General features: G+C 74.7%; 20 protein-coding genes. 13 read left to right on the forward strand and 7 right to left on the reverse strand.

Translation table 11 applies throughout. The features are described from left to right. The first annotated feature begins 107 nt into the window (after window positions 1–107). Complete coding sequence (locus H291_RS31975) at window positions 108–308, forward strand: DUF1905 domain-containing protein (RefSeq protein WP_232215951.1); 201 nt, start codon at window positions 108–110, stop codon at window positions 306–308. On the opposite strand, the gene H291_RS0100335 is transcribed toward H291_RS31975, so the two are convergent. Then, window positions 277–1,290, reverse strand: coding sequence for a LacI family DNA-binding transcriptional regulator (locus tag H291_RS0100335; RefSeq protein ID WP_020012979.1), 1,014 nt, complete (start codon window positions 1,288–1,290; stop codon window positions 277–279). The two genes, H291_RS31975 and H291_RS0100335, sit on opposite strands and share 32 nt — an antisense overlap. A gap of 175 nt (window positions 1,291–1,465) precedes the next feature. Here H291_RS0100335 and H291_RS28080 point away from each other — a divergent pair, with 175 nt between their 5' ends. Genes H291_RS28080 through H291_RS0100360 form a run of 5 tightly spaced genes read left to right on the forward strand, consistent with a single transcriptional unit; the run spans window position 1,466 to window position 7,102 of the window. After that, window positions 1,466–1,993: a TRAP transporter small permease gene (locus H291_RS28080; RefSeq protein ID WP_020012980.1), complete on the forward strand. Its 528-nt coding sequence runs from the start codon at window positions 1,466–1,468 to the stop codon at window positions 1,991–1,993. Beyond that, entirely contained in the window at window positions 1,990–3,264 is a 1,275-nt protein-coding gene (locus H291_RS0100345) for a TRAP transporter large permease (RefSeq protein WP_020012981.1), read from the forward strand. Before H291_RS28080 ends, H291_RS0100345 begins: the two co-directional genes overlap by 4 nt. Before the next feature lie 36 nt (window positions 3,265–3,300). After that, window positions 3,301–4,320, forward strand: coding sequence for a DctP family TRAP transporter solute-binding subunit (locus tag H291_RS0100350; protein WP_020012982.1), 1,020 nt, complete (start codon window positions 3,301–3,303; stop codon window positions 4,318–4,320). Further along, window positions 4,317–5,174: a shikimate dehydrogenase gene (locus H291_RS0100355; protein WP_020012983.1), complete on the forward strand. Its 858-nt coding sequence runs from the start codon at window positions 4,317–4,319 to the stop codon at window positions 5,172–5,174. The genes H291_RS0100350 and H291_RS0100355 overlap by 4 nt, the downstream gene beginning before the upstream one ends. Window positions 5,175–5,194: 20 nt before the next feature. After that, window positions 5,195–7,102: a bifunctional sugar phosphate isomerase/epimerase/4-hydroxyphenylpyruvate dioxygenase family protein gene (locus H291_RS0100360; RefSeq protein ID WP_020012984.1), complete on the forward strand. Its 1,908-nt coding sequence runs from the start codon at window positions 5,195–5,197 to the stop codon at window positions 7,100–7,102. On the opposite strand, the gene H291_RS0100365 is transcribed toward H291_RS0100360, so the two are convergent. From H291_RS0100365 to H291_RS28085, 3 genes are all read right to left on the reverse strand, one after another. After that, window positions 7,030–9,906 (reverse strand): sugar-binding domain-containing protein, encoded by a 2,877-nt coding sequence (locus H291_RS0100365; RefSeq protein ID WP_020012985.1) that lies wholly within the window; start codon window positions 9,904–9,906, stop codon window positions 7,030–7,032. The two genes, H291_RS0100360 and H291_RS0100365, sit on opposite strands and share 73 nt — an antisense overlap. Before the next feature lie 144 nt (window positions 9,907–10,050). Beyond that, window positions 10,051–10,887 (reverse strand): AraC family transcriptional regulator, encoded by an 837-nt coding sequence (locus H291_RS0100370; protein ID WP_020012986.1) that lies wholly within the window; start codon window positions 10,885–10,887, stop codon window positions 10,051–10,053. A gap of 20 nt (window positions 10,888–10,907) precedes the next feature. Further along, window positions 10,908–11,540 (reverse strand): TetR family transcriptional regulator, encoded by a 633-nt coding sequence (locus tag H291_RS28085; RefSeq protein WP_020012987.1) that lies wholly within the window; start codon window positions 11,538–11,540, stop codon window positions 10,908–10,910. A 60-nt stretch (window positions 11,541–11,600) separates the two neighbouring features. Here H291_RS28085 and H291_RS0100380 point away from each other — a divergent pair, with 60 nt between their 5' ends. Genes H291_RS0100380 through H291_RS0100400 form a run of 5 tightly spaced genes read left to right on the forward strand, consistent with a single transcriptional unit; the run spans window position 11,601 to window position 15,747 of the window. Continuing rightward, window positions 11,601–12,230, forward strand: coding sequence for a biotin transporter BioY (locus H291_RS0100380; RefSeq protein ID WP_020012988.1), 630 nt, complete (start codon window positions 11,601–11,603; stop codon window positions 12,228–12,230). Next, a complete protein-coding gene (locus H291_RS0100385; RefSeq protein ID WP_020012989.1) occupies window positions 12,227–13,345 on the forward strand; it encodes an AMP-binding protein in 1,119 nt (372 codons plus the stop codon). The genes H291_RS0100380 and H291_RS0100385 overlap by 4 nt, the downstream gene beginning before the upstream one ends. After that, the gene (locus H291_RS0100390) at window positions 13,335–14,474 is read left to right on the forward strand and encodes a thiolase family protein (RefSeq protein WP_026365231.1); all 1,140 of its coding nucleotides are present in this window, start codon (window positions 13,335–13,337) and stop codon (window positions 14,472–14,474) included. Before H291_RS0100385 ends, H291_RS0100390 begins: the two co-directional genes overlap by 11 nt. Then, entirely contained in the window at window positions 14,471–15,157 is a 687-nt protein-coding gene (locus H291_RS0100395; RefSeq protein WP_020012991.1) for an energy-coupling factor ABC transporter ATP-binding protein, read from the forward strand. The genes H291_RS0100390 and H291_RS0100395 overlap by 4 nt, the downstream gene beginning before the upstream one ends. Next, the gene (locus H291_RS0100400; RefSeq protein ID WP_020012992.1) at window positions 15,151–15,747 is read left to right on the forward strand and encodes an energy-coupling factor transporter transmembrane component T family protein; all 597 of its coding nucleotides are present in this window, start codon (window positions 15,151–15,153) and stop codon (window positions 15,745–15,747) included. The genes H291_RS0100395 and H291_RS0100400 overlap by 7 nt, the downstream gene beginning before the upstream one ends. A gap of 17 nt (window positions 15,748–15,764) precedes the next feature. Here the strand turns inward: H291_RS0100400 and H291_RS0100405 are convergent, their stop codons facing one another. Together H291_RS0100405 and H291_RS32090 are read right to left on the reverse strand one after the other, a co-directional pair. After that, window positions 15,765–16,640 (reverse strand): PhzF family phenazine biosynthesis protein, encoded by an 876-nt coding sequence (locus H291_RS0100405; RefSeq protein WP_020012993.1) that lies wholly within the window; start codon window positions 16,638–16,640, stop codon window positions 15,765–15,767. Between the two features lie 41 nt (window positions 16,641–16,681). Further along, a complete protein-coding gene (locus H291_RS32090; protein WP_020012994.1) occupies window positions 16,682–17,560 on the reverse strand; it encodes a universal stress protein in 879 nt (292 codons plus the stop codon). A 182-nt stretch (window positions 17,561–17,742) separates the two neighbouring features. On the opposite strand from H291_RS32090, the gene H291_RS0100415 reads away from it, so the two are divergent. Together H291_RS0100415 and H291_RS0100420 are read left to right on the forward strand one after the other, a co-directional pair. Continuing rightward, on the forward strand, window positions 17,743–19,368 hold the full coding sequence (locus tag H291_RS0100415; RefSeq protein WP_026365232.1) for a sensor histidine kinase: 1,626 nt from the start codon (window positions 17,743–17,745) through the stop codon (window positions 19,366–19,368). Next, window positions 19,365–21,797, forward strand: a complete 2,433-nt coding sequence (locus H291_RS0100420; protein WP_020012996.1) for a glycoside hydrolase family 65 protein — start codon at window positions 19,365–19,367, stop codon at window positions 21,795–21,797. Before H291_RS0100415 ends, H291_RS0100420 begins: the two co-directional genes overlap by 4 nt. On the opposite strand, the gene H291_RS0100425 is transcribed toward H291_RS0100420, so the two are convergent. Beyond that, window positions 21,718–22,419 (reverse strand): PIG-L deacetylase family protein, encoded by a 702-nt coding sequence (locus H291_RS0100425; protein ID WP_020012997.1) that lies wholly within the window; start codon window positions 22,417–22,419, stop codon window positions 21,718–21,720. The genes H291_RS0100420 and H291_RS0100425 overlap by 80 nt on opposite strands. Window positions 22,420–22,443 lie beyond the last annotated feature (24 nt).

The raw sequence follows: 22,443 nt of genomic DNA on the forward strand, positions 1-22,443 counted from the left end.
CCGAAGGGAATTTCGTCATGTCCGCAGTCAGCAGCGGTCCGCTGGACTGAAGCTTCACCGCAGTACTGCTCCGGAGCGAGGCGAAGGGTGGCTGGACCTACCTGAAGCTGGACGGCTCCGCCGAGTACTTCGGCACCCGGGGCCTGGTCAAGGTCCGGGGCACCATCGACGGCGTCGAGTTCACCAGCTCCTTCATGGCGCTCGGCGACGGGACCCACAGGCTGCCCGTGGCCGCCGGCCTCCGCCGCGAGATCGGCAAGGAGGCCGGCGACACCGTCAGCGTGCGCCTGCTGGAGCGCCTGGCCTGACGGCCGCCGGCCCCGACGACTCCCGCAGCACCAGCTCCGTGGGCAGCCTGATCTGCTCGGCGTCCTGGGTGGTGCGCCCGGCGAACTGGTCGATCAGCAGCTCGACGGCCAGCCGTCCCGCGTGCGCGCCGGGCCCGCCGAGCGTCGTCAGCGACGGGTGCACGAACTCGGAGGCGAAGATGTCGTCGAAGCCGACCACGCTGACGTCGTCGGGCACCCTGATGCCGCGCTGGGTGAGGCGGCGGATGACGCCGAAGGCCAGCAGGTCGTTGTGGGCGACGATCGCCGTCGCCCCGGTGCGCAGGGCGCCGTCGGCCGCGGCTCCGCCGTTGGCGACGTTGGGGGTGTAGGGGCCGACGCGGTGCGCCGTCAGGCCGTGCTCCTCCGCCCCGGCGCTCAGCGCCGCCCAGCGCACCGCGCCCATCCAGGACCCCGGCGGGCCCGCGCAGTAGGTGAAGCTGCGGTGCCCGAGCGAGGCGAGGTGCTCCAGGATCTGCTGGCAGCCTGCGCCGACGGCGAGCGTGACGCTGGTCAGCCCGGCCAGCTCGCGGTTGAGCAGCACCACGCGGTGCTTCTCCGCGAGGGCGACCAGGGCGTCGTCGGCCAGTCGGCTGGCCGCCAGGACGAAGCCGTCGACGTTCGGAGACAGGTCGCGGACCTGGTTCTCCTCGATGCGCTGCGACTCCTCGGCGTTGACGATGACGAGCGTGACGTCGGACGCCTTGGCGCGCTGCTCCGCGCCGCGGATGAGCTCGAAGAAGTGCGGGTTGGTGATGTCGGACAGCACCATCGCGATGGTCCGGTGCCGCCCGCCGGGCAGCGCGCGGTTCTGCGGGACGTGCTCGTAGCCGAGCCCGGCGGCCGCGGCGAGCACCCGCTGCCGGGTCGCCTCGTTGACCCGGCCGGGCTTGTTGAAGGTGCGCGAGACCGTCGAGGCGGCCACGCCGGCCGCCTTCGCGACGTCGTAGATCGTGGGCTGCACCCGGGCATCTAGCCATATGTCCGGCAATTTTGGCAACTGCTTGCACAACTTGCCAGACGGTTTCTACTGTCGCCGCAGCTACGACGCCGCACACCGACGTGCGGCGGCGACCGCACCGCACACGGACGTGCGGTGCCGGACGGAAGGGGATCGTCCCGATGTACGTGAACCACCCATGAAGCAGGGTCTGCGGCGCGTCGTGCAGGTGCTCACCGGCATCGAGCTCGCGATCGCGTGCCTGGCCACGGCCATGATCTTCGTGCTCATCCTGTTCCAGGCCGCGCAGCGCTACCTGCCCGTGCCGCAGGTCGTCTGGGCGGGCGAGGTGTCGCAGTTCGGGCTGATCTGGCTCACGTTCGTCGCGGCCGGCGTGCTGGTCACCCGCAACGGCCACATCGCCATCCAGCTCATCGACAACGTCCCCGGCGCCCTCTTCGCGCGGGTGGTGCAGACCGTCGCCATGGCCCTGGTCGCGGTCATCTCCGCGGCCTTCACGTGGGCGTGCTGGGAGCTCGTGTACTCCGCCGGCTTCCTCACCTCGCCCGCTCTCAAGCTCCCGATGTCCTGGGTGTACGCGATCGCCCTGATCGGGCTGGCGAGCGCGACGGTCCGCGCTGTCGTCGCCGCGGTGCAGATCGCCCGGTTCGGCCCGCCGCCGCCTGACCACGACGGGCTGGTCGTCGAGGGCGAGGTCGTGCGATGACGTCGCTCCTGCTGCTGGTCACGATCATGCTGCTGCTGACGCTCCGCGTGCCGGTCGCGTTCGCGTTCCTCGGCCCCGGCCTGGGCTACCTGCTCGTCGAGGGGCAGTCGCTCGGCCTGCCGATGCGGCTGGTCGCCGACGCCACCGGCAACTTCGTGCTGCTCGCCATCCCGCTGTTCATCCTGCTCGGGGTGGTCGCCAACCATGCGGGCATCGCGGACCGCCTGTTCGACTTCGCGCTCGCCCTGTTCGGCCGGGTGCGCGGCGGGCTCGGCTACGTGAGCGTCGGCGTCAGCCTCGGCTTCTCCTGGATGAGCGGCTCCGCGGTGGCCGACGCCGCGGCGCTGAGCAAGGTGGAGATCCCGCCCATGCTGCGCGCCGGGTACTCCCGGCGGTTCGGCCTCGGCGTGGTCGGCGCGTCCGCGCTCATCGCCCCGGTCATGCCGCCGAGCATCCCCGCCGTCATCTTCGCGGGCCTGGCCTCGGTCTCCACGGGCGCGCTGTTCGCGGCCTCCGTGGTGCCGGCGCTGCTGATGGTCGCCGGCCTGTGCGTGGTGGTGTTCCTGCTGGTGCGCCGCCAGCCCGGCATCCGGCACATCGGGTTCTCCTGGCGGCGGGTCGCCCAGACCGGCAAGCGCGTGCTGCTTCCCCTGGGGGCGCCCGTGGTCATCCTCGGGGGCATCCTGGGCGGCTTCTTCACGCCCACCGAGGCGGCCGCCGTCGGCGCAGCGTACATGATGGCCCTCGGCTTCGCCTACCGCCGCCTCAAGATCAGCGACCTGCCGAAGATCTTCGTCGAGACCGTGCTGACCACGGCCGCGATCATGCTGATCGTCTCGTCCGCCGTGCTGCTCGGCTACGTGCTGGCCCTGGAGCGGGTACCCCAGGCGCTTTCCGGGCTCGTGCTCGGGTTCACCGACGACGGCACGGTCTTCCTGCTGATCGTGCTGCTCCTCATGCTGGTGCTCGGCACCGTCGGCGACGCGACGCCCATCCTCGTGCTCGTCGTGCCCATCCTCATGCCGATCGCCGCCACCCTCGGGGTGGACCCGCTCGTGCTCGGCGTCGTGATGATTATCTCGCTGATGATCGGCCTGCTCACGCCCCCGGTCGGCACCGTGCTCTTCGTCCTGAGCTCGACCCAGAAGGTGCCGGTCGGCGAGGTCTTCCGGGGCACCCTCCCGTTCATGGTGCCGCTGACGCTGGTCTGCGTCCTGATCATCTTCTTCCCCGGCCTCGCCACCTGGCTGCCGGCCCTGCTCGGCCTCTGAACTTCCTCTGCTCGGTCCGAACCGAAGGGAACCCTCATGTTCGCTCGTCGTACCACCGTGGCCGGCGCGGCCGCGGTCCTGCCCCTCGTCCTCCTGACCGCCTGCGGCGGCACCGGGCCCGACGACGCCGCCGGCGGCGGCCAGGTCGAGCTGACGCTCGCGCACAGCTACACCGAGGACCAGCCGCAGCACCTCTGCGGCGCCCAGGTCATCAAGGAGGAGGCCGAGGCCGCGGACGTCGGCCTCACCGTCGAGGTCTACCCCAACAGCCAGCTCGGCGGGGACGCCGACCGGATCGCGTCGGTGCAGGCCAGCGACGTCGACATCGACATCCAGGGCGCCTCGGCGCTCGCCGCCGTCTACGAGCCGGCCGGCGTGGTCGACGCGGCCTACGTGTTCGACGACGCGGCGCACCTCGACCGGTTCTTCGCCGACGGCTCGGCCGACCAGCTCGAGCAGGACTTCAAAGCGGCGTCCGGCGGCGTGTCCATCCTGGGCGCGTGGTCGGCCGGGGCCCGGCAGTTCACCGCCGACCTGCCCATCCGCGAGCCCGCCGACCTCGACGGCCTGCGGATGCGGTTCCCGGGCTCCGCGCAGCACCTGCTCAACGCCCAGGCTCTCGGCGCCCAGGCGACCGAGGTCGCCTACGAGGAGCTCTACCTCGCCCTCCAGCAGGGGGTCGTGGACGGGCAGGAGAACCCGCTGACCAACATCGACGCCAGCAACCTCGTCGAGGTGCAGGACTACCTGAGCCTGTCGGACCACGGCCAGAACTCCAACCTCATCGTCGCCGCGCCGTCCTACGACGCCGAGCTCGACGACGACCAGCGGGCCGCCCTGGATGCGGCCGTCGCGGCCGCCGTCGAACAGATGCCCGGCTGCGTGGCGGAGGCCGAGCAGGAGCTCCTCGACACCTGGGAGCAGGACGGCGCGATCGAGGTCGTCGACGACGTCGACCGGGAGGCCTTCGCCCAGCAGGCCGACGCCTGGTTCCTGGACAACCTCGAGGGCGACTCGCTCGCGGTCTACGAGGCCATCCGGGGCTCCGCGCAGTGACCCGCGAGTACCGGGTGGCCCTGCTGGGGAACGGCATCCGGGCCTCGCTGTCGCCCGCCCTGCACATGACGGAGGCGCGGCACCTCGGCCTCGGCTACGAGTACCGGACGGTCGACCTCATCGACCGCCCGCACGTGGACCTCGGGGCCGAGCTCCGGCGGCTGGAGGACGCCGGCTACGCCGCGACCAACGTGACCCACCCCTACAAGCAGGCCGTCCTCGACCACGTGACCGACCTCAGCCCGACCGTGCGCCACCTCGGCTCGGCCAACCTCGTGCTGCTCGACGGCGGCCGCCGCACCGCGCACAACACCGACCGCCCCGGGTTCCGCGCCGCGCTCGCCGGCTTCCTCGGCGACGACGGCGCCACCGGCACCGTGCTCCAGGTCGGGGCCGGGGGAGCGGGCCTCGCCACGGTCGCGGCCCTGCTCGACCTCGGGTTCGACACCGTCGTCGTGCACGACGCCGACCCCGCCGCGGAGGCGACCCTGCTCGACCGGTTCTCCGCCGGCCGGCCCCGGCTGCTGCCCGGCGGGGGCGGGCTGGACCACTGGCTGCCCCGCGTCGACGGCGTCGTGCACGCCACCCCGGTCGGCATGGCCGAGCACCCCGGGGTCGCCTTCGACGTCGACCGGCTCGCGCCGTCCGCCTGGGTCGCCGAGGTGGTCTACCGGCCGCTGGAGACCGAACTGCTGCGCCGCGCCCGGGCCCGCGGCCTGGCGACGCTCGACGGCGGCGGGATGGCCGTGGGGCAGGCCGCCGAGAGCCTGCGCCTGATCACCGGTCTCGAACCCGACACCACCCGGATGCACGCCCACTTCCACCGGCTCGTCACCCGACGAACCGGCACCTGAACCACCGGCGGAGGACCGACATGCGCAAGTCGATAGCGACCGTCTGCCTCAGCGGCAGCCTGGAGGACAAGCTCTACGCCTGCGCCGACGCCGGCTTCGACGGCGTCGAGATCTTCGAGCCCGACCTCGTGGTCAACGACCGCAGCCCCGAGGAGATCCGGGCGCTCGCGGACCGGCTGGGCCTGAGCCTGGACCTGTACCAGCCGTTCCGGGACCTCGAGGGCGTGCCTCCTGAACTGTTCGAGGACAACCTGCGCCGGGCCCGGGCGCGCTTCGAGACCATGCGGCGGCTCGGCATCGGCACCGTGCTGGTCTGCAGCAACGTCGCGACCGCGACGACCGGCTCCGACCGGGTGGCGGCCGAGCAGCTGCGCCGGCTGGGCGACCTCGCGGCGTCCTACGGGGTCCGCGTCGCCTACGAGGCGCTCGCCTGGGGACGGTTCGTGGACGACTACCGCCGCTCGTGGGAGATCGCCCGGCTGGCCGACCACGACGCCGTCGGCGTGTGCCTGGACAGCTTCCACATCCTCTCCCGCGGGCACGACCCGGCCGCGATCGAGGAGATTCCCGGGGAGAAGATCTTCTTCGCCCAGCTCGCCGACGCCCCGGCGCTCACCATGGACGTGCTGTCCTGGAGCCGGCACCACCGGCTGTTCCCCGGTGAGGGCGCCTGGGACCTCGGCCGGTTCGTGACCCACCTCGTGCGCGCGGGGTACACGGGGCCGCTGTCGCTGGAGGTGTTCAACGACGTGTTCCGGCAGACCGACACCGGCCGGACCGCCGAGCACGCCCTGCGCTCCCTCGTCTGGCTCGAGGACCGGGCGGCCAGGCTCCTGGCCGACGGCGCGGCTGACGGCGCCGCGGGTACGCCCGCCGTCCTCGACCGGATCGCCGACGTCGACGTGCCGACCGGCTACGACTACGTGGAGGTCAAGGCCGAGGACACCCACGAGGTCGAGGTGATGCTCGACCAGCTCGGGCTGACCTTCCGCGGGCAGCACCGCACCAAGCCGGTGCGGCTGTGGTCGTCCGGCGCCGCGCACGTGGTGCTCAACGAGCAGCAGGCCCGGGACCTGGCGCCGCACGTGGCGGGGATCGGCCTCGGCGTGGCCGACGCGACGGCGGCGAGCGACCGGGCCCGCGCCCTGGCCGTCCGCGCGGTGCCGCGCCGCACCCAGGCCGGGGAGCTCGACCTGGCGGGGTTCGTGGCGCCCAGCGGCCTGGAGGTGTTCCTCAACGACCGGCACACGCGGACGCCGTCGGGCGCCGAGCCGGCCTGGGCCGCGGAGTTCGACCGGGGCCGGCCCGGCCCCGGTGTCGGGGAGATCAGCGGCATCGACCACGTGAACATCTCGCACGGCTGGGACACGCACGACGAGGCGGTGCTCTTCTACACCACGGTGCTGGGGCTGGAGAGCCCGAGCGCCACCGAGGCCGCGGGCCCGCAGGGCCTGGTCCGCAGCCAGGTCATGCGCACGGCGGACGGCGCCGTCCGGATCTCGCTGAACGTCGCGCCCGCCGGCGTCTCCCACCCCCAGCACATCGCGCTGGCCTGCACCGACGTCGTCGCCGTCGCCCGCAGGGCGGGGGAGCGCGGGCTGCCCCGGGTGCCTGTGCCCGCCAACTACTACGACGACCTGCGGGCCCGGTTCGGGCTCGACGACGCGACTCTCGCCCTGCTGCGCGACCACCAGCTCATGTACGACCGCTCCGAGGCCGGCGAGTTCTGGCACTTCTACACGCCCCGCGTGGGCCACCTCTGCTTCGAGGTGGTCCAGCGGGTCGGCGGGTACGACGTCTACGCGGGCGACAACACCCCGGTGCTGCTGGCCGCCCAGGACCGGCTGGACCGGGCTCAGCGCAGCAGGCTCAGCAGGTCCTCCGGCGTCAGCGTCTCCGTGGGCGAGAAGTCGTCGCCGGCCAGGTAGTCCAGCAGGCTGCGCCGGAGCTGGCGCGCGGCCGCGCGGTCGCCGGACGGGTCGAGGTCGAGCGAGCTCACCATGATCCGGCCGCCGCCGACCCTGGCCTCGACCAGCACGCCGAGCCGGCGCGCCTCGAACCAGGTGTCGATCGGCTGGGCGACGGGGCGCAGCCCGGCGGGTAGCCCGTCGAGCAGCATCGCCTTGGCGCCGTGCAGCAGCTCCCACCACTGCCAGTCGGTGGTGCCCGTGGTGGGGAAGTGCCGGAACACCGGGTGCTGCGGGTCGTGCAGTACCCCGAGGGTATGCGGGGCCTGGCCCTTGGTCCAGGCGGTGTTCCAGAAGGCCGGGGTGAACCCGAGCGCGACGTCGTTCCCGATCTGCTCGGCACCGAGCTCCAGCAGCACGGTCGCGCCCGCGGCGGCCCGCTCGGCCGCCTCGCCGACGTCGCTCGTCACCAGCACGGACTGCGGGGTCGCGACCGGCTCGGCGGCCGGGTAGACCCACAGGTCCCAGTCGTTCTCGTACCGGGCGCCGGCGGCGTCGGCCACCGTGATGACCAGGGTGACCTGCGCGGGGCCGGCGGTGAGGCCCGCGGGGAGGCGCACCGGACCGAACCGGGTGCCGTTGCCGACGGGGACCGTCACGCCCTGGGCGACCGAGCCGCTCCCGAGCTCGGCGCCGTCCTGGTCGAGCAGGCTCCAGGTCACGTCCGCATCGATCGGCCCCGCACCGAAGTGCGCCACCTGCACGTCGAGCTCGATCTCCTGGTCCGCCGTCCAGACGCGCCGCGGCAGCCGGGCCAGCGGGACGGTGGGGCCGCAGAACCGCGCGAACTCCTCCGCCGTCGAGTACCCCTTCGACTCCCAGAAAGGGTTGAGCACGCCGACGAGCGCCGTGCCCTGGCCGGGGAAGTCGGTGAGCCCCAGCAGGTGGAAGCCGCCGAAGCCCTCGGTGCGCAGCGCGGCCTCGATGTCCTCCTTGTAGCAGAGCAGCTGCAGCCGGCCGGAGGCGTGCAGGAACGCGGCGGCCTGGTCGGACATGCCGCCCTGCACCAGGAAGTCGGCGAAGATGCCGAAGTTCCTGGGCTGCAGCAGCCCGGTGTACCTCGACACCTCGTCGAGGTCGGGGTAGGCGCACCACTGCCCGATCTCGTGGCTGACGATCGGGCGCGGGCGGGACTCGACCCACTCGCGGTAGTCGGACCGGGTCTCCGGTGGGCGGCCGTTCAGCCGGGACTCCAGCCCCTCGCCCCAGCGGTGCGCCCGCGGGTCCGGGATGTTGTCGAAGTCGTTCTCGACGAGGGCGGGCCAGCCCGCCCCGCTGGTGTACAGCCGCCGCGGGTCGTAGCTCCGCCAGGTCGCCACCCACGACGCGAGGAACTCGGCGTCCCTGCCGCCGGGCTCGTTGCCGTGCGCCATCATGACGAACGACGGGTGGTTGCCGTAGGCGTCCAGGATCTTGCGGGTCTCCTCGTACAGGTAGGCGTCCACCGGGCGCGACTCACCGAGCGCGGCCCCCTGGTTGGCCCAGACCGGGCCCTCGACCTGGAGGTAGAAGCCGGCCTCGTCGGCGGCGACGAAGGCGGCCTCGGGCGGGCACCACGAGTGGAAGCGCAGCAGGTTCAGCCCGTGCGCCGTGCAGACGGCGATGACGTGGCGCCACGCGTCGACGTCGGTCGGCGGGTAGCCGGTCAGCGGGAAGACGCACGACTCGAGCGTGCCGCGGATGAACGTCCGGCGGCCGTTGACCGTCACCTGGGTCCCCTCGACCCCGACCTCGCGCAGGCCGAACACGGTGCGCGCTACGTCGTGTTGCTCGTGCCCGTGCAGGTCGGTGACCAGCTCGACCGTGAGCTCGTACAGGGCCGGCTGGAACTCGTCCCACGTCAGCGCGTCGTCGCCCAGCGGGAGCTCGACGTCCACGTGCGCCCCGCTTGACGTCAGGCCGCGTTCGCCCAGTTCGCGGCTGTACTCGGCCGCGAAGGCGGCGCTCACCGGCCCCGCCTCGTGCTCGCCCGGCACGTTGAACCGCCGGGCGGAGACCCGGACGCTGCCGGCGCCCGCGCCGTCGCTCCCGGCGGCGATGTCCACCTTGACGACGGCGGAGCGGGCGGCGACGTCGGGCACCACACGCACCCGGCTGATGGTCACGGCCGGCGCCGCGATCAGGGACAGCGCGCCGACCACGCCGTTCCAGTTGCCCTGGGTGTGGTCCGAGACGCTGTGCGCGTTCGGTCCGACGTCGACCACGGCCCGGTTGTCCACGCGGAGCGTGACCACGTGCCGGCCGGGGGTGAGGCGGCCGAGGTCGAGGCGGTGGGCGGTGGTGAGGCTTCGCTCGGACCCGACGAGGCGCTCGCCGACCCAGACCGTGGACTCCCAGTGCACCCGCTCCAGGGACAGGATGACGTCCCGCCCGGCCCAGCCCGCCGGGATCTCGACCTCGCGCTGGAACCAGGCCGCGCCGCGGTAGTACACGCGGGGCTGGAGCCAGAACGGCACGGCGATGTCGCCCGGCTCGCGGTACGGCGCGTACCGGTCGTCGGTGAAGTACGACCGGTCCACGATGCTGCCGGTCCAGGGCGTGTCGAGGCCGACCGGGTCGCCGAGCCCCTGGTGCTGGACGGATCCGGGAAGCGCGACGGTCGGCGCGTCCCCGGGCAGGCCGTGCCGGAACCACTGGTCGAGCTCGCCCACGCCCTTCGGGTCGAGGGCGCACCGCCACTCGCCCGCCAGGTCGAGCGACCATTCGGGCGACAGGGCGGCCTCGGGCGTGGTCCCGGTCTCGGGTGCGTGCGGGTCGAGGAGCATGAGCAGGGGGATCCCTTCGGGCGGTGTCCGGCTCGACGGCGAGCCTGGTCCGACCCTAGGTCGGCGACCGGGGCGGCTGAAGGGACGATGCTCTGCACTTCCATGGACGGATCCACGATCCGGCCGCCCGGTCCCGGCGCTCCCTCAGCGGCTCTTGCGGGCGCGGTACTCGCTGGGGCTCATCGAGTGGATCCGCCGGAACCGGCGGGAGAAGTACAGCGGGTCGGGGTAGCCGACCTGGCGGGCGATCGAGGCGACCGTGCGGTCCGTCGTGTCGAGGAGCTCGCGCGCCGACGCCATGCGCAGCCGGGTCTGGTACTCCAGCACGCCGAACCCGGTGGCCCGGCGGAACAGCGCCGCGTAGTGGGACTGGCTCAGGCCCGCCATCCTCGCCAGCTCGGGGACGGTGACCTGGTCCGCGAGGTTGGCCCGCAGGAACTCCAGCGTGTTCTCGATCGGTGCCGCCCGGTCGGGGGTCGTCGTACCCCGGTCGGCCGCGATCAGGGCCAGGGCGTGCCACGCGGCGCCGGCGGCGGCCGCCAGGCTGGAGGCCGTCTCGTCCCGTTCCATCCGGCGCAGCACGGTGTCGGCCAGCGCGATGACCCGGGACGGGTCGCTGAGCTGCACGACCGGCCGCCGCACGGTCACGTCCGTCCCGGCGAACAGCGCGGCCAGGGCCGGGCCCGTCACGTGCATCCACCAGATCGTCCAGGGGTCGGCGGCGTCGGCCTCGTAGCTGTGCGGGGTGCCCGCCGGGATGATCACGGCGCCGCCCGTGCCGACCTGGTGGACGTCGGGGCCCACCACGCACGTGCCCCGGCCGGCCCCGCAGACCATGACGATGTCCTGCGCCGCACCCTGCGGACGGGACCTGCTGTGCTGGGCCGCCCGCGGGTAGAACCCGACGTCGGTCACGAGCAGCTGGGACGTCACCGGCCGGGTGCGTGCGCGGGCCACCAGGGGCTGGGGCAGCACCCGCATCCGCTGCCCCGGGAAGCCGGTCAGCGGCCCGCCCGTGCCGAGTGCCGGCGCACCGCCGCGTCGAGGCCGTCCGCGATCATGGTCAGCGCCTCCTCGAAGTCGGCACCCGCCTCGGGCGGCGCGCTGACGGCGTCCGGGCTCAGCGACGTCCGCGTGTCCAGCAGCCCGAGGGCGTCGGCGCTCAGGCGCTGCTGCTCGTGGAAGGTGAACCCGACGACGTAGTGCATGACGGTCTCCGCGGCGACCAGGGCCAGCGGCTCCGGCACCGCGTCCCGGCGCGTGGCCCGCATCAGCTGCGCCTGGACGGGGGAGTCGACGAGCCCGAGCGCCAGCGAGCTCGACACGAGCTCGGCGCCGTCGCGGTAGGCGAGCAGGCACTCGCGCAGCCGCCCGCCCAGCAGACGGACGACGTCGGACGTGGGCAGCTCCTCGACGTCCACCTGGTCCATGGGTCCGAGGATCCGCGCGCTGACCGCCGCGAGCAGCGACTGCTTGTTCGGGAAGTGCCAGTACAGGGCACTGACCTGCACGTCGAGGGAGGTGGCGATGGCCCGCATGGTCAGGTCGGGCAGACCGAACTCGTCCAGGAGCCGCAGCGCGGTCCTGGACACGTCGTCGCGGCTGTGCCGACGGCCGTTTGCCGGTGCGCTCATCGCGCCACTATATTCCTGAACGCCGTTCAAGTGAACGCTGTTCAAGTGGGAGAGGGACCGATGCGAGACGACTACCGATCGAGCCGGCGCGCGCTGGACGCGACCGACCTGGCCCGGGTGGCCGTGATGGCCGCGACCATCGCCGTGCTCGGCCTGCCCGGCAGCTTCAACGTCTTCGGCGCGGTGCCGATCACGGCGCAGTCGCTCGGCGTCATGCTGGCCGGCGCGATCCTCGGGCCGCGGCTCGGGGCGCTCTCCGTCGTCGTGCTGCTCGCGCTCACCGCCACCGGCCTGCCGCTGCTGGCCGGCGGGCGCGGCGGCCTCGGCGTGTTCGTCGGCCCGTCCGCGGGGTACGCGATCGGCTGGATCGCCGCCGCGTTCGTGATCGGGCTGATCGTGCACGCCACCCCCTACAAGCCGACCGTGTGGCGCACCGCCCTGGGGGTCGTGGTCGGGGGCATCCTCGTGGACTACGCGTTCGGCATCCCCGTGCAGAGCCTCGTGACCCGCCTGCCGCTCGGGGAGACCGCGCTGACCAGCCTCGTCTTCGTGCCCGGCGACCTGGTCAAGGCGGTGCTCGCGACGCTCGTCGTCGTCGGGCTCGTGCGCGCCTACCCCCGGGCGTTCAGGCGCACCTGGCAGCCCCGGAAGCAGCGCGACACCGACGACCAGGTGCAGGCCGGGCGGTGACGCGGCGCATCGTCGTGCTCGACGACACCGCGGACTCCCTGCTCTCCCGCATCGAGGCGGTGCGGTCCGCGGGCGACGTCCCGCTCGTCGCGGACGGCCGCTGGCCCGCCGCGCAGCGCGAAGCGGTCGACGCGCTCGTCCGCACGGCCGAGCCGCCGGCCGGTGCGGCCTGGGCGACGCTGACCTCCGGCAGCAGCGGCACCGCCCGCGTCGTGGTGCGGACCGAGGAGTCCTGGGCGCGGTCGTTCGCCGCCGTGTCCGGGTTCCTGGACGCGGGTGCGGAACAGGTCGTCGCCCTGCCCGCCCCGGCGTCGTCCTCGCTCACGCTGTTCTCGCTGGCGCACGCCCTGGCCGGCGGCCCGCGCCCGGCGCTCCCGGGGGACGACGCCGGGCTGGCCGCGGCCACCGCGTTCCACGGCACGCCGCACGCCCTGCGCACCCTGCTCGAACGCGGGGCGCTGCCGCGCGTGCGCACCGCCCTGGTCGGCGGCTCCCACCTCGACCAGCAGGTCCGCGCGCTCGCCGAGTCCCGGGGCATCCGCGTCGTCGCCTACTACGGCGCGGCCGAGCTCTCCTTCGTGGCCGCCGCCGACGGCACCGGGCTGCGCCCCTTCCCCGGGGTGGAGGTCGACGTGCGCGACGGCCAGGTCTGGGTGCGGTCCCCCTACGTGGCCCTCGGCTACCTCGGCGACACCGGCCCCCTGCGCACGGACGGGCCGTGGGCCACCGTGGGCGACCTCGGCGAGCTACGGGACGGGGTGCTCACCCTGCGCGGCCGCGCGGACGGCGCCATCCTCAGCGCCTCTGCCACCGTGATCCCCGAGGAGGTCGAGGCCCACCTCCGGCGGCTGCCCGGCGTCCGGGACGCCGTCGTCTTCGGCTACCCGGCCGGCGGCGTCGGCGCGCTGGTCGCCGCCGTGGTGGAACCGGCCGCCGGCCGCGCGCCGGTCGGCGCAGGCCTCCTGCGCGAGACGGCGGCGGCCGGCATGAGCCCGTCGCACCGGCCCCGCATCTGGTTCACCGGCGACCTGCCGCGCACCGCCGCCGGAAAACCGGCCCGCGCCGAGGTGGTCCGCCGCGCACTCGCGGGGGAGGTGCGTCGAGTTGTCGGCTGACGCCGTGGTCGTCGCCGCCCGCCGGACGCCGGTCGGCACCCGCGGGCGGGCGCTGGCGAGCCTTGACGTGGAGCGGCTCGCCACGCCGGTCGTCCGTGCCGCGCACGCCGACGCCGAGACCGCGGCCGGCCGACCGCTGGCCGTGGCCGACGTCGTGCTCGGCAACTGCATGGGCCCCGGCGGCAACCCGGCCCGCGTCGCGGCGCTCGCCGCCGGGCTCGGCGTCGAGGTGCCGGGCGTGACCGTGGACCGGCAGTGCGGCAGCGGGCTCGCCGCGGTGCTCGACGCCGCCGCGGCGATCCGCGCGGGCGACGCCCGGGTGCGGATCGCGGGCGGTGTCGAGAGCGCCTCGACGGCTCCGGTCCGCTCCGTCGACGGCGTGCCCTACTCGCGCGCGCCGTTCGCGCCGCACGGCTGGCCCGACCCCGACATGGTCGAGGCCGCGGAGCACCTGGCCGCCGCCGACGGCATCGGCCGCGACCGGCAGGACGCCCACGCCGCGCGCAGCCACCGCCGGGCGGTCGCCGCCCGGGACGCCGGGCGGTTCACGGCGGAGCTCGTCCCGGTGGCGGGGCTGACCGCGGACGACAGTATCGGCGTCGCCGAACGGCTGCTGCCGCGTCTGCCCGCCCTGTTCGACGGCGGCACGCTGACCGCGGGCACCGCCACCCGGATCAGCGACGGGGCGGCCGCCGTCGCGCTCGTGCCGGACGGGCTCCGGGGCGACGCCCCGGGCCTCGTGCTCCGGGGCCACGCGGTGGTCGGCTGCGACCCCGCGCTGCCGGGGATCGGGGCCGCGCCGGCCGTACTGGCGGCGCTCGACCTGGCCGATGCGCGGGCGGATGACGTCGCGGCCTTCGAGATCGTCGAGGCCTTCGCCGCCCAGTCGCTGGCCGTGCTCGACCGCCTGGGCATCGCCGACGACGACCTGCGGGTGTGCGCGGACGGCGGGGCGCTCGCCCTGGGACATCCCTGGGGAGCGAGCGGCGCGGTCAGCGTGGTGCGGCTGTTCGGCCGGCTCGTGCGCGGGGGAGCGCCCGCCGGGACGCTCGGCGTCGCCGCGGCGTCCGTGGGCGGCGGCCTGGGCGTCGCCGCCGTGTTCGAGGTGGTTCGAGAGGTGGTCCGATGAGCGGGGTCGAGCTGGAGAACGTGACCGTGCGCCTCGGCGACACGGACGTGCTGCGCGACGTGACGCTGTCCCTCCGGGCGCGGACCGTCGCCGTGGTCGGGGAGAACGGCTCGGGCAAGTCGACGCTCGCGCGCCTGCTCAGCGGCCTGGCCGTCGCCCGGGAGGGCACCGTCCGCGTGCTCGGCCTGGACCCGGCCCGCCAGGTCGCGGAGCTGCGCCGGCGCGTCGCCGTCGTCTTCAGCAACCCGGACGCGCAGATCGTCATGCCGACCGTGGCCGAGGACGTCGCGTTCTCCCTGCGCACCGAGAAGCTGTCCCGCCAGGAGCGGACCGAGCGGGTGACCGCCGCGCTCGGCCGGTTCGGGCTCGCGGACCTCGCCGACCGGTCGTCGCACGACCTGTCCGGCGGGCAGAAGCAGCTGCTGGCCCTGTGCGGCGCCTTCGTGCGGAACCCCGACCTGGTCGTGGCCGACGAGCCCACCGCCTACCTCGACGCGCCCAACGCCCGCCGGGTCGCCGACCACCTGCTCGAGGACGCCGCGCACCGGATGGTCCTGGTGACGCACGACCTGGCGCTCGCGCGCCGCTGCGACGTCGCCGTGCTGGTCCAGGACGGAGCGGTGACAAGGGTCGGGGCGCCCGACGACGTGCTGGCCGCGTACGAGGCGAGCATCCGGTGGTGACCCTCTACCGGCCCGGGGACGGGCCCTGGTACCGCCTGCCGACCGGGTGGAAGACGGCGCTGCTCCTCGTGGTCGTGCTCGCCGTCTGCCTGCTGCCGCCCACCTGGTGGGCCGCCGGGGTGATGGCCGCCGTCTGCGTGGCCTGCTACGCGGTGCCGGGCATCGGGCTGCGGGAGCTCGGCCGCCAGGCCTGGGCCGCCCGCTGGATCGTCGTGGTGACGCTCGCGGGCCAGCTGATCTTCCTGGACCCGGAGCACGCCGTCGCCAACGCCGCCCGGGTGACCACGGCGATCACGCTGGCCGGGCTGCTCACGCTGACCACCCCGGCGACCGAGCTGCTGGACACGGTCGAGCGGGCGATGCAGCCCCTGGCGCGCCTGGGCCTCGACCCCCAGCGGGCGGCGCTGACCCTCTCCGTGACGCTGAGCACCCTGCCCGTGCTCGCCCGCCTCGCGCGCGACGTGCGCGAGGCGCAGCTCGCCCGCGGCGGCGGCCGGAGCCTGCGGCACTTCGCCATGCCGTACCTCGTCATGGTGCTCAAGCACGCCGACGAGCTGGGCGACGCGCTCGCGGTGCGCGGGGTGCGGTAGGCCGGTCGCCTCCCGGCTCAGAGGTGCAGCGTGCCCTCCGCGGTCACCACGCCGCTGCCGGTGATCGTGACCAGGGGTCCGTCGACGCGCAGCTCGATCCGGCTGGGCCGGCCCAGCGCGCGGCCCTGCTCGACGACGACGCGCGCCGGGTCGGCCACGAGCCCGTCGCGGGTCAGCACGGCGGCGAGCGGTCCGGCCGCCGTGCCCGTGGCCGGGTCCTCGGCGATGCCGACGGTCGGGTTGAAGAACCGGGCGTAGGCGCTCAGGCCCGGCGCGGCGTCGGTGGTGTACACGTAGCAGCCCTCGGCCCCGGCGTCCGCCAGCAGGGCGCGCAGGCCGGCCGTGTCGGGCTGCGCGGCGTCGACCGCCGCGACGTCGCGCACCGGCACCAGCAGGTGCTCCGCGCCGGTGGAGGCGACCTCGGCGACCCGGTCGGCGTCGAGGTCCTCGGGGCGCAGACCCAGCACGGCGGCCAGTGCCGCGCGGTCCTCGACCCGGCCCAGGAACCGCGGGGCCGACTGCGCCATCGAGACCTCGACGCCGGAGGCCGACCGCGTCACCCGCACGTCCAGCAGGTCGGCGCCGATCTGCTGGACGAACCGGTCCCGGTCCTGGTCCAGCCGCCCGGCCAGGGCCAGCCAGATCCAGGCGCCCATCGCGTTGTGGCCCGCGCCGAAGACCTCTACCCCGGCGGGCGTGAAGGACCGCAGCCGGTGGTCGGCACCGGGGCGGTCGGGGCGCACCAGGAACGTCGTCTCGGACTGGTTGAACTCGCGGGCGACCGCCTGCATCGTCCCCTCCGGCAGCGGGTCGGCGTCGGGCACGAGGGCGAGCGGGTTGCCGGTCAGCGGCGTGGCCGCGAACACGTCCACCCAGTAGAACGGAACGTCCACGGAGGGCTCCTTGGTCGGCGTCGGCGATCGGTGGCCCCATGCTAGGGGCGCGCGGCGTCCCGCCGGTGGGCCACGATCACCGGGTGGTGCGACCGGCGCAGTACGGCGTCCGCGACGGAGTACCGCAGGCGCCCGACGGTCTGCGAGTGCGGGCGGCCGCCGAGCACCACCAGGTCGTCCGGCCCGAGCTCGTCCAGGAGCGCGTCGACCACGTTGCCGCTGGTGAAGGTGACCGACCGGGCCACCCCGGGGAACCGTTCGGACCACTGCGCCACCTGCCGCTGCACGCCCTCCTGCTCCGCCGCGCGGTGCCCGGTGTCCGGCCCGCCGAAGTCGAGGTCCGCCGCGGCGGCGGGCTCCATCACGTGCACCGCCGCCAGCGGGCAGGACCGGCGCCGCGCCTCCGCGAACCCCAGGTCGAGCTGGGGGCCGCCGTCGCCGTTGCTCACGGCGACCACCACGCGGCCCGGCTCGCCGGCGGGCGCACCGGCCGGGACGACGGCCACGGGGCCGGGCGCCGACGCGGCGAGCGTGCCCGACACGGAGCCGAGCACGGCCCGGTCCAGCGCGCCCAGCCCGCGCCGGCCGACCACCACCAGGTCGGCGGCCGCGGACCGCTGCGCGAGCACGTGCGCCGGGTCGCCGTGCACGACCTGCCCGTCGACCAGGTGCCCGCCGGGGTGGGCGCCGTCCAGCCGGGTCACGGCGCGCTCGACGGCGGCGTGCGCCTCCGCGCGCAGGTCCTCGACGTCGACGCCCATGGTGGCGGTCCTGGCCGAGGGCGGGGTGACGTAGGCGCTCACCACGGTCAGGGGTGCCCCGTGGCGGTCCGCGGTCAGCGCCGCCCAGTCGACGGCGGCCATGCTCTGCGGGGAGCCGTCGACGCCGACGACGATGCCGCGCTGCCAGGGGTTGCCCATGATCGTCTCCTCGCTCCGGCACCCGCCCGGGGTGACACCTCCAGCCGATCACGTGCGGTACGCCGGGCATCAGTGCTGGAGGGCCCGGTGGGCGGGGCCAAGGTCCCGCCCGGGACGGGCCGAAGGTCCCCCGACGGCGTTACCGTGGAAGACGCAGGGGGTGTGAACGGCGGGAGGCTGCCGTGGCGGAGCATGCTCATGAGCGGACCGAGCTGTTGCTCGACGCGCTGGCGAACCTCGGGCGCGGTCTGGAGCTCGAGACGGCTTTGAACCAGATCAGCGCGATCGCCGCCCGCCTCGTCGGCGCCCGGTACGTGGCGCTGGGCGTGCTGGGGGACGACGGGCGCATCGCCCGGTTCCTGACCGTCGGGCTGTCCCCGGAGCAGGTGCGGGCGATCGGCCCCTACCCGACCGGGCACGGGATCCTGGGCGAGCTGATCCGGCACCCGGTCCCGCTGCGGCTGCACGACCTCGGCGAGCACCCGGCGTCCGTGGGCTTCCCCGCCAACCACCCGCCCATGCGGTCCTTCCTGGGGGCGCCACTGCGCGTGCACGGCGGCGCGTTCGGCAACCTCTACCTCACGGAGAAGGACGGCGGGGGCGACTTCACCGAGGACGACCAGCGGCTGCTGGAGGCGCTGGCGGCCGGCGCGAGCGTCGCGATCGAGAACGCCAACCTGTACGAGGAGGCGCGCCTGCGGGAGCAGTCCGCCCGGGCGAACGACGAGATCTCCCGCCGCGTGCTCACCGGCTGCTCCCCGGAGGAGGTGTTCGCGCTCGCGGCCGACAACGCCCTGCGGGTCGCGGGCGCGGACACGGCGATCATCGCGCTGCCCGAGGACGGGTACCAGCACCTCGTCGTGCGGGCCGCCGCGGGTACCGAGGCGACGCGCCTGGTCGGCGTCATGCTCCCGCCGGGCGGCACCTTCTCCAGCATCGTCCTGAACTCGGGCGAGCCGATCGTCTCGCCCGACGCCGTGGCCGACGAGCGCACCCAGCTCTCCTTCGACCTGCGGCACGAGATCGGCCCCCTCGCGGTGCTGCCGCTGGGCGGCCCGGGCGGTACCCGCGGCGTGCTGGCCGTCGGGCGGTTCGAGGGCCGGGTGCCGTTCGCCCCGGTGGTCGTCGAGGCGCTGCAGGGCTTCGCCGCCCAGGTGGCCGTGGCGCTGGAGCTCGCGGAGCACCGCGTGGACGCCGCGCGGTTCGCCGTGCTCCGCGACCGGGAGCGCATCGCCCGCGACCTGCACGACCTCGCCGTGCAGCGGCTCTACGCGACGGGCCTGGGGTTGCTCTCCCTGCGGCGCGACCTCGACGGCGACCACGCGCACCGGGTCGGCCGGGCGGTCGACGAGATCGACGAGACGATCGCGCTGATCCGGACCACCGTGCACCGGCTGCAGCCGGGGCCGGCACGCACGCGGCAGGAGGACCTGCGGACCCGGGTCATCACCGAGGTCGACGTCGCCACCGGCCCGCTCGGCTACTCCCCGCAGCTCCGCTTCGACGGGCCGGTCGACTCGGCGGTCCCGTCCGACGTCGCCGAGCACCTGGTCGCCGTCCTGCGCGAGGGGCTGTCGAACGTCGCGCGGCACGCCCACGCACGCTCGGTCGCGGTCCGGCTGGCGGTGTCGGACGACGTGGTCCTGACCGTGGTGGACGACGGCGTCGGCATCCCCGGCGACGTGCCGCAGAGCGGCCTGCGCAACCTGGCCCGGCGGGCGGCCGAGCTGGGCGGTGCGCTCGGCGTCGGCCCCGGTGACGCGGGCGGCACCCGGCTGGAGTGGCGCGTACCCCTGGAGAACACGTGACGCGCCGGCCGGACGACGGCGGGGGAGGCGCGGTGGACCCCGGGATCCTGTCGTACGAGGGGTTCGACCCCGCCGCCGAGGGGCTCCGCGAGGCGCTGTGCACCCTCGGCAACGGCTACGTCGCCACAAGGGGCGCGGCCCCGGAGTCACCCGCGGACGGCGTGCACTACCCGGGCACCTACCTGGCGGGCTGCTACGACCGCCTGAAGTCCGTGGTCTCGGGGCACGCGGTGGAGAACGAGGACCTGGTCAACGCCCCGAACTGGCTGCCGCTCACCTTCCGCACGCCCGGCCAGCTCTGGCTCACGCTCGACGGCGGCGAGGTCCTGGAGCACCGGCAGGAGCTGGACACGCGCCGCGGCCTCCTGACCCGGCGCACCCGGTTCCGGGACCCGGCCGGCCGGGTGCTGGCCGTGACACAGCGGCGGATCGTGTCGATGCACGACCCGCACGTGGCCGCGCTGGAGACCACGTTCCTCGCGGAGAACTGGTCGGGGTCCATCGAGGTCCGCTCGAGCCTCGACGGCCGGGTGATCAACGCCGGGGTGGCGCGGTACACGGCGCTCGACGGACGGCACCTGGTGCCGGTCGCGGAGGGCTACGACCAGGCCGAGGACGTCTCCTGGCTGCAGGTGCGCACCGCGGCGTCGCAGGTCCGGATCGCGCAGGCGGCCAGGCTGGTGGTCACCGACCCGGCCACGCCGGTGACCAGCCGCGCCGAGCGGGCTACCGGGCGGGCGTCGGTGCGGATGTGGCCCGACCTGGTGCAGGGCGTGCCCGTCACGATCGAGAAGCGCGTCGCGATCTACACCTCGCGGGACCTCGCGATCTCCGAGTCGCTGGAAGCCGCCCGCGAGCACGCGGCCCACCTGCCGCCCTTCGCGGACCTGCTCGCCGACCACGTCCTGGCCTGGGAGCGGCTGTGGCGCGCGAGCGGGGTCGGCGTGACCGGACAGCCACGGCAGGCGCTGGAACTGAACACGTTCCACCTGCTGCAGACCCTGTCCGAGCACACCGCGCACCTCGACGTCGGCATGCCGGCCCGCGGCCTGCACGGGGAGGCGTACCGCGGGCACGTGTTCTGGGACGAGCTGTTCGTCTTCCCGTTCCTGCTCCTGCGCTTCCCGCGCGTCGCGCGGTCGCTGCTCATGTACCGGTGGCGCCGCCTGCCCCGGGCGCGGCAGGCGGCCGCGGACGCGGGCTACCGGGGCGCGATGTACCCGTGGCAGAGCGGCAGCGACGGCCGGGACGAGACCCAGCGGACGCACCTCAACCCGGAGTCGGGCCGGTGGCTGGAGGACCGCTCGTACCTGCAGCGGCACGTGGGCATCGCCGTGGCGCACGACGTCTGGCAGTACTACCAGGCCACCGGGGACGTCGCCTTCCTGTACGGCTACGGCGTCGAGATGCTCGTCGAGATCGCCCGGTTCTGGTGCAGCCTGGCGACGTACGATGCCGCCACCGACCGGTACGACATCCGGGGTGTCGTGGGGCCGGACGAGTACCACGACGCCTACCCGGGCGCCGACCGGCCGGGGATCGACAACAACGCCTACACCAACGTCATGGTCACCCGGGTGCTGCGGTACGCCCTGGACGCGCTGGCGCTGCTGCCCGGGCCCGAGCGGGCCGCCCTGGCCCGCCGGCTCCACCTCGGGGACGACGAGACGGACCTCTTCGAGCGGGTCTCCCGGCGCATGCGCGTGGTGTTCCACGGCGACGGCGTGATCAGCCAGTTCGAGGGGTACGACCAGCTCGCCGAGCTGGACTGGGCGGGCTATCGCGCCCGGTACGGGGCGATCCGCCGGCTCGACCGGATCCTGGAGGCCGAGGGCGACTCGGTCAACCGCTACCGGGCCTCCAAGCAGGCCGACGTGCTCATGCTGGTGTTCCTCCTCGGCGAGCGGGGCGTCATCGACGCGCTGGACGCGCTCGGCTACCGGTTCGACCACGCGGCGCTGGACCGGACCGTGGACCACTACCTGGCGCGGACCAGCCACGGGTCGACCCTCAGCGCCGTCGTCCACGCCTGGGTGCTGGCCCGGCGCGACCCGAGCGCGTCCTGGCGGTTCTTCCGCGAGGCGCTCGACAGCGACATCGCCGACGTCCAGGGCGGGACCACCGCCGAGGGGGTGCACCTGGGCGCGATGGCCGGGGCCGTCGACCTGGTCCAGCGCTGCTACCCGGGCCTGGAGCTCACCGGCGACGTGCTGCGGCTCGACCCGCGCCTGCCCGACACGATCGCCGAGCTGCGGTTCCGCCTGCGCTACCGCAACCACTGGGGCATCGAGGTGCGGTGCGGCGACGACCAGGTCGGCATCAGCCTGCCCCGGTCGCCGCAGCCGCCGATCACCGTCGCGGTCGACGGCGAGCAGCGAGTTCTGGGGCCGGGAGAACGGTGGGAGACGCGGCCGGCAGGACGACGGTGAGGTAGTCCTGGTCGCCGGGACCGCACAGCGGCAGGACCGGATCGGCCGGGCCCGGTGCGTCGTGGCAGGCGACCGCGGCCTGCTGCTTGGCGCGGTCGCACGCGACGGCGAGCACGCCGTCGGGCGGGTCGGGCGTGTCCCAGGTGCGGCGCACCCAGCCGTAGAGCGGGCAGCCCAGCCGGGCCGCGACGCGGCGGGCGGCCCGCATGGCCCGCACGTGGTCGGGATGGCTGCCCGGGGCGCTGGCGTCGATGGTCAGCACCGCGTCGACCGGCCCGGCGACCGACCGCAGCTCCGCGGCGAGCACCTCCGGCGGGTTCCACTGCAGCTGCGCCGCGCGGTGCTCCAGCAGCGTCGCCTCCCGGGCGCCCAGCAGGCTCGCCGCCCGCATGAGCTCTGCCGCGAGCACCTTGCGGCGACAGGCGTCGAGGTCGGGACCGGGGTCGTGCGTCAGGCAGACGATCTGCACGGCCGTGCCGGTGTCCGCGAACGCACCGATGACGCCGCCCAGCGCGAGCGTGGCGTCGAACGGGTGCGCGCACACCACCAGCAGCCGGCGGGTCAGGGGCAGGGGCGGGGGACGCCGCACCTGGTCGGAGTCGACGGCGACGGTTTCTCGCATGACAGCTCCTCCGGGGACGGTCCT

The sequence above is a fragment of the Promicromonospora sukumoe 327MFSha3.1 genome, from assembly GCF_000385135.1.
Lineage (GTDB): Bacteria > Actinomycetota > Actinomycetes > Actinomycetales > Cellulomonadaceae > Promicromonospora > Promicromonospora sukumoe_B.

What these genes read in the sequence shown, in the direction of transcription:
- H291_RS28080 (WP_020012980.1), top strand. Translation starts at nt 1,466, where the DNA reads ATGAAGCAGGGTCTGCGGCGCGTCGTGCAGGTGCTCACCGGCATCGAG.
- H291_RS0100345 (WP_020012981.1), top strand. Translation starts at nt 1,990, where the DNA reads ATGACGTCGCTCCTGCTGCTGGTCACGATCATGCTGCTGCTGACGCTC.
- H291_RS0100350 (WP_020012982.1), top strand. Translation starts at nt 3,301, where the DNA reads ATGTTCGCTCGTCGTACCACCGTGGCCGGCGCGGCCGCGGTCCTGCCC.
- H291_RS0100360 (WP_020012984.1), top strand. Translation starts at nt 5,195, where the DNA reads ATGCGCAAGTCGATAGCGACCGTCTGCCTCAGCGGCAGCCTGGAGGAC.
- H291_RS0100365 (WP_020012985.1), bottom strand. Translation starts at nt 9,906, where the DNA reads ATGCTCCTCGACCCGCACGCACCCGAGACCGGGACCACGCCCGAGGCC.
- H291_RS0100370 (WP_020012986.1), bottom strand. Translation starts at nt 10,887, where the DNA reads ATGCGGGTGCTGCCCCAGCCCCTGGTGGCCCGCGCACGCACCCGGCCG.
- H291_RS28085 (WP_020012987.1), bottom strand. Translation starts at nt 11,540, where the DNA reads ATGAGCGCACCGGCAAACGGCCGTCGGCACAGCCGCGACGACGTGTCC.
- H291_RS0100380 (WP_020012988.1), top strand. Translation starts at nt 11,601, where the DNA reads ATGCGAGACGACTACCGATCGAGCCGGCGCGCGCTGGACGCGACCGAC.
- H291_RS0100395 (WP_020012991.1), top strand. Translation starts at nt 14,471, where the DNA reads ATGAGCGGGGTCGAGCTGGAGAACGTGACCGTGCGCCTCGGCGACACG.
- H291_RS32090 (WP_020012994.1), bottom strand. Translation starts at nt 17,560, where the DNA reads ATGGGCAACCCCTGGCAGCGCGGCATCGTCGTCGGCGTCGACGGCTCC.
- H291_RS0100425 (WP_020012997.1), bottom strand. Translation starts at nt 22,419, where the DNA reads ATGCGAGAAACCGTCGCCGTCGACTCCGACCAGGTGCGGCGTCCCCCG.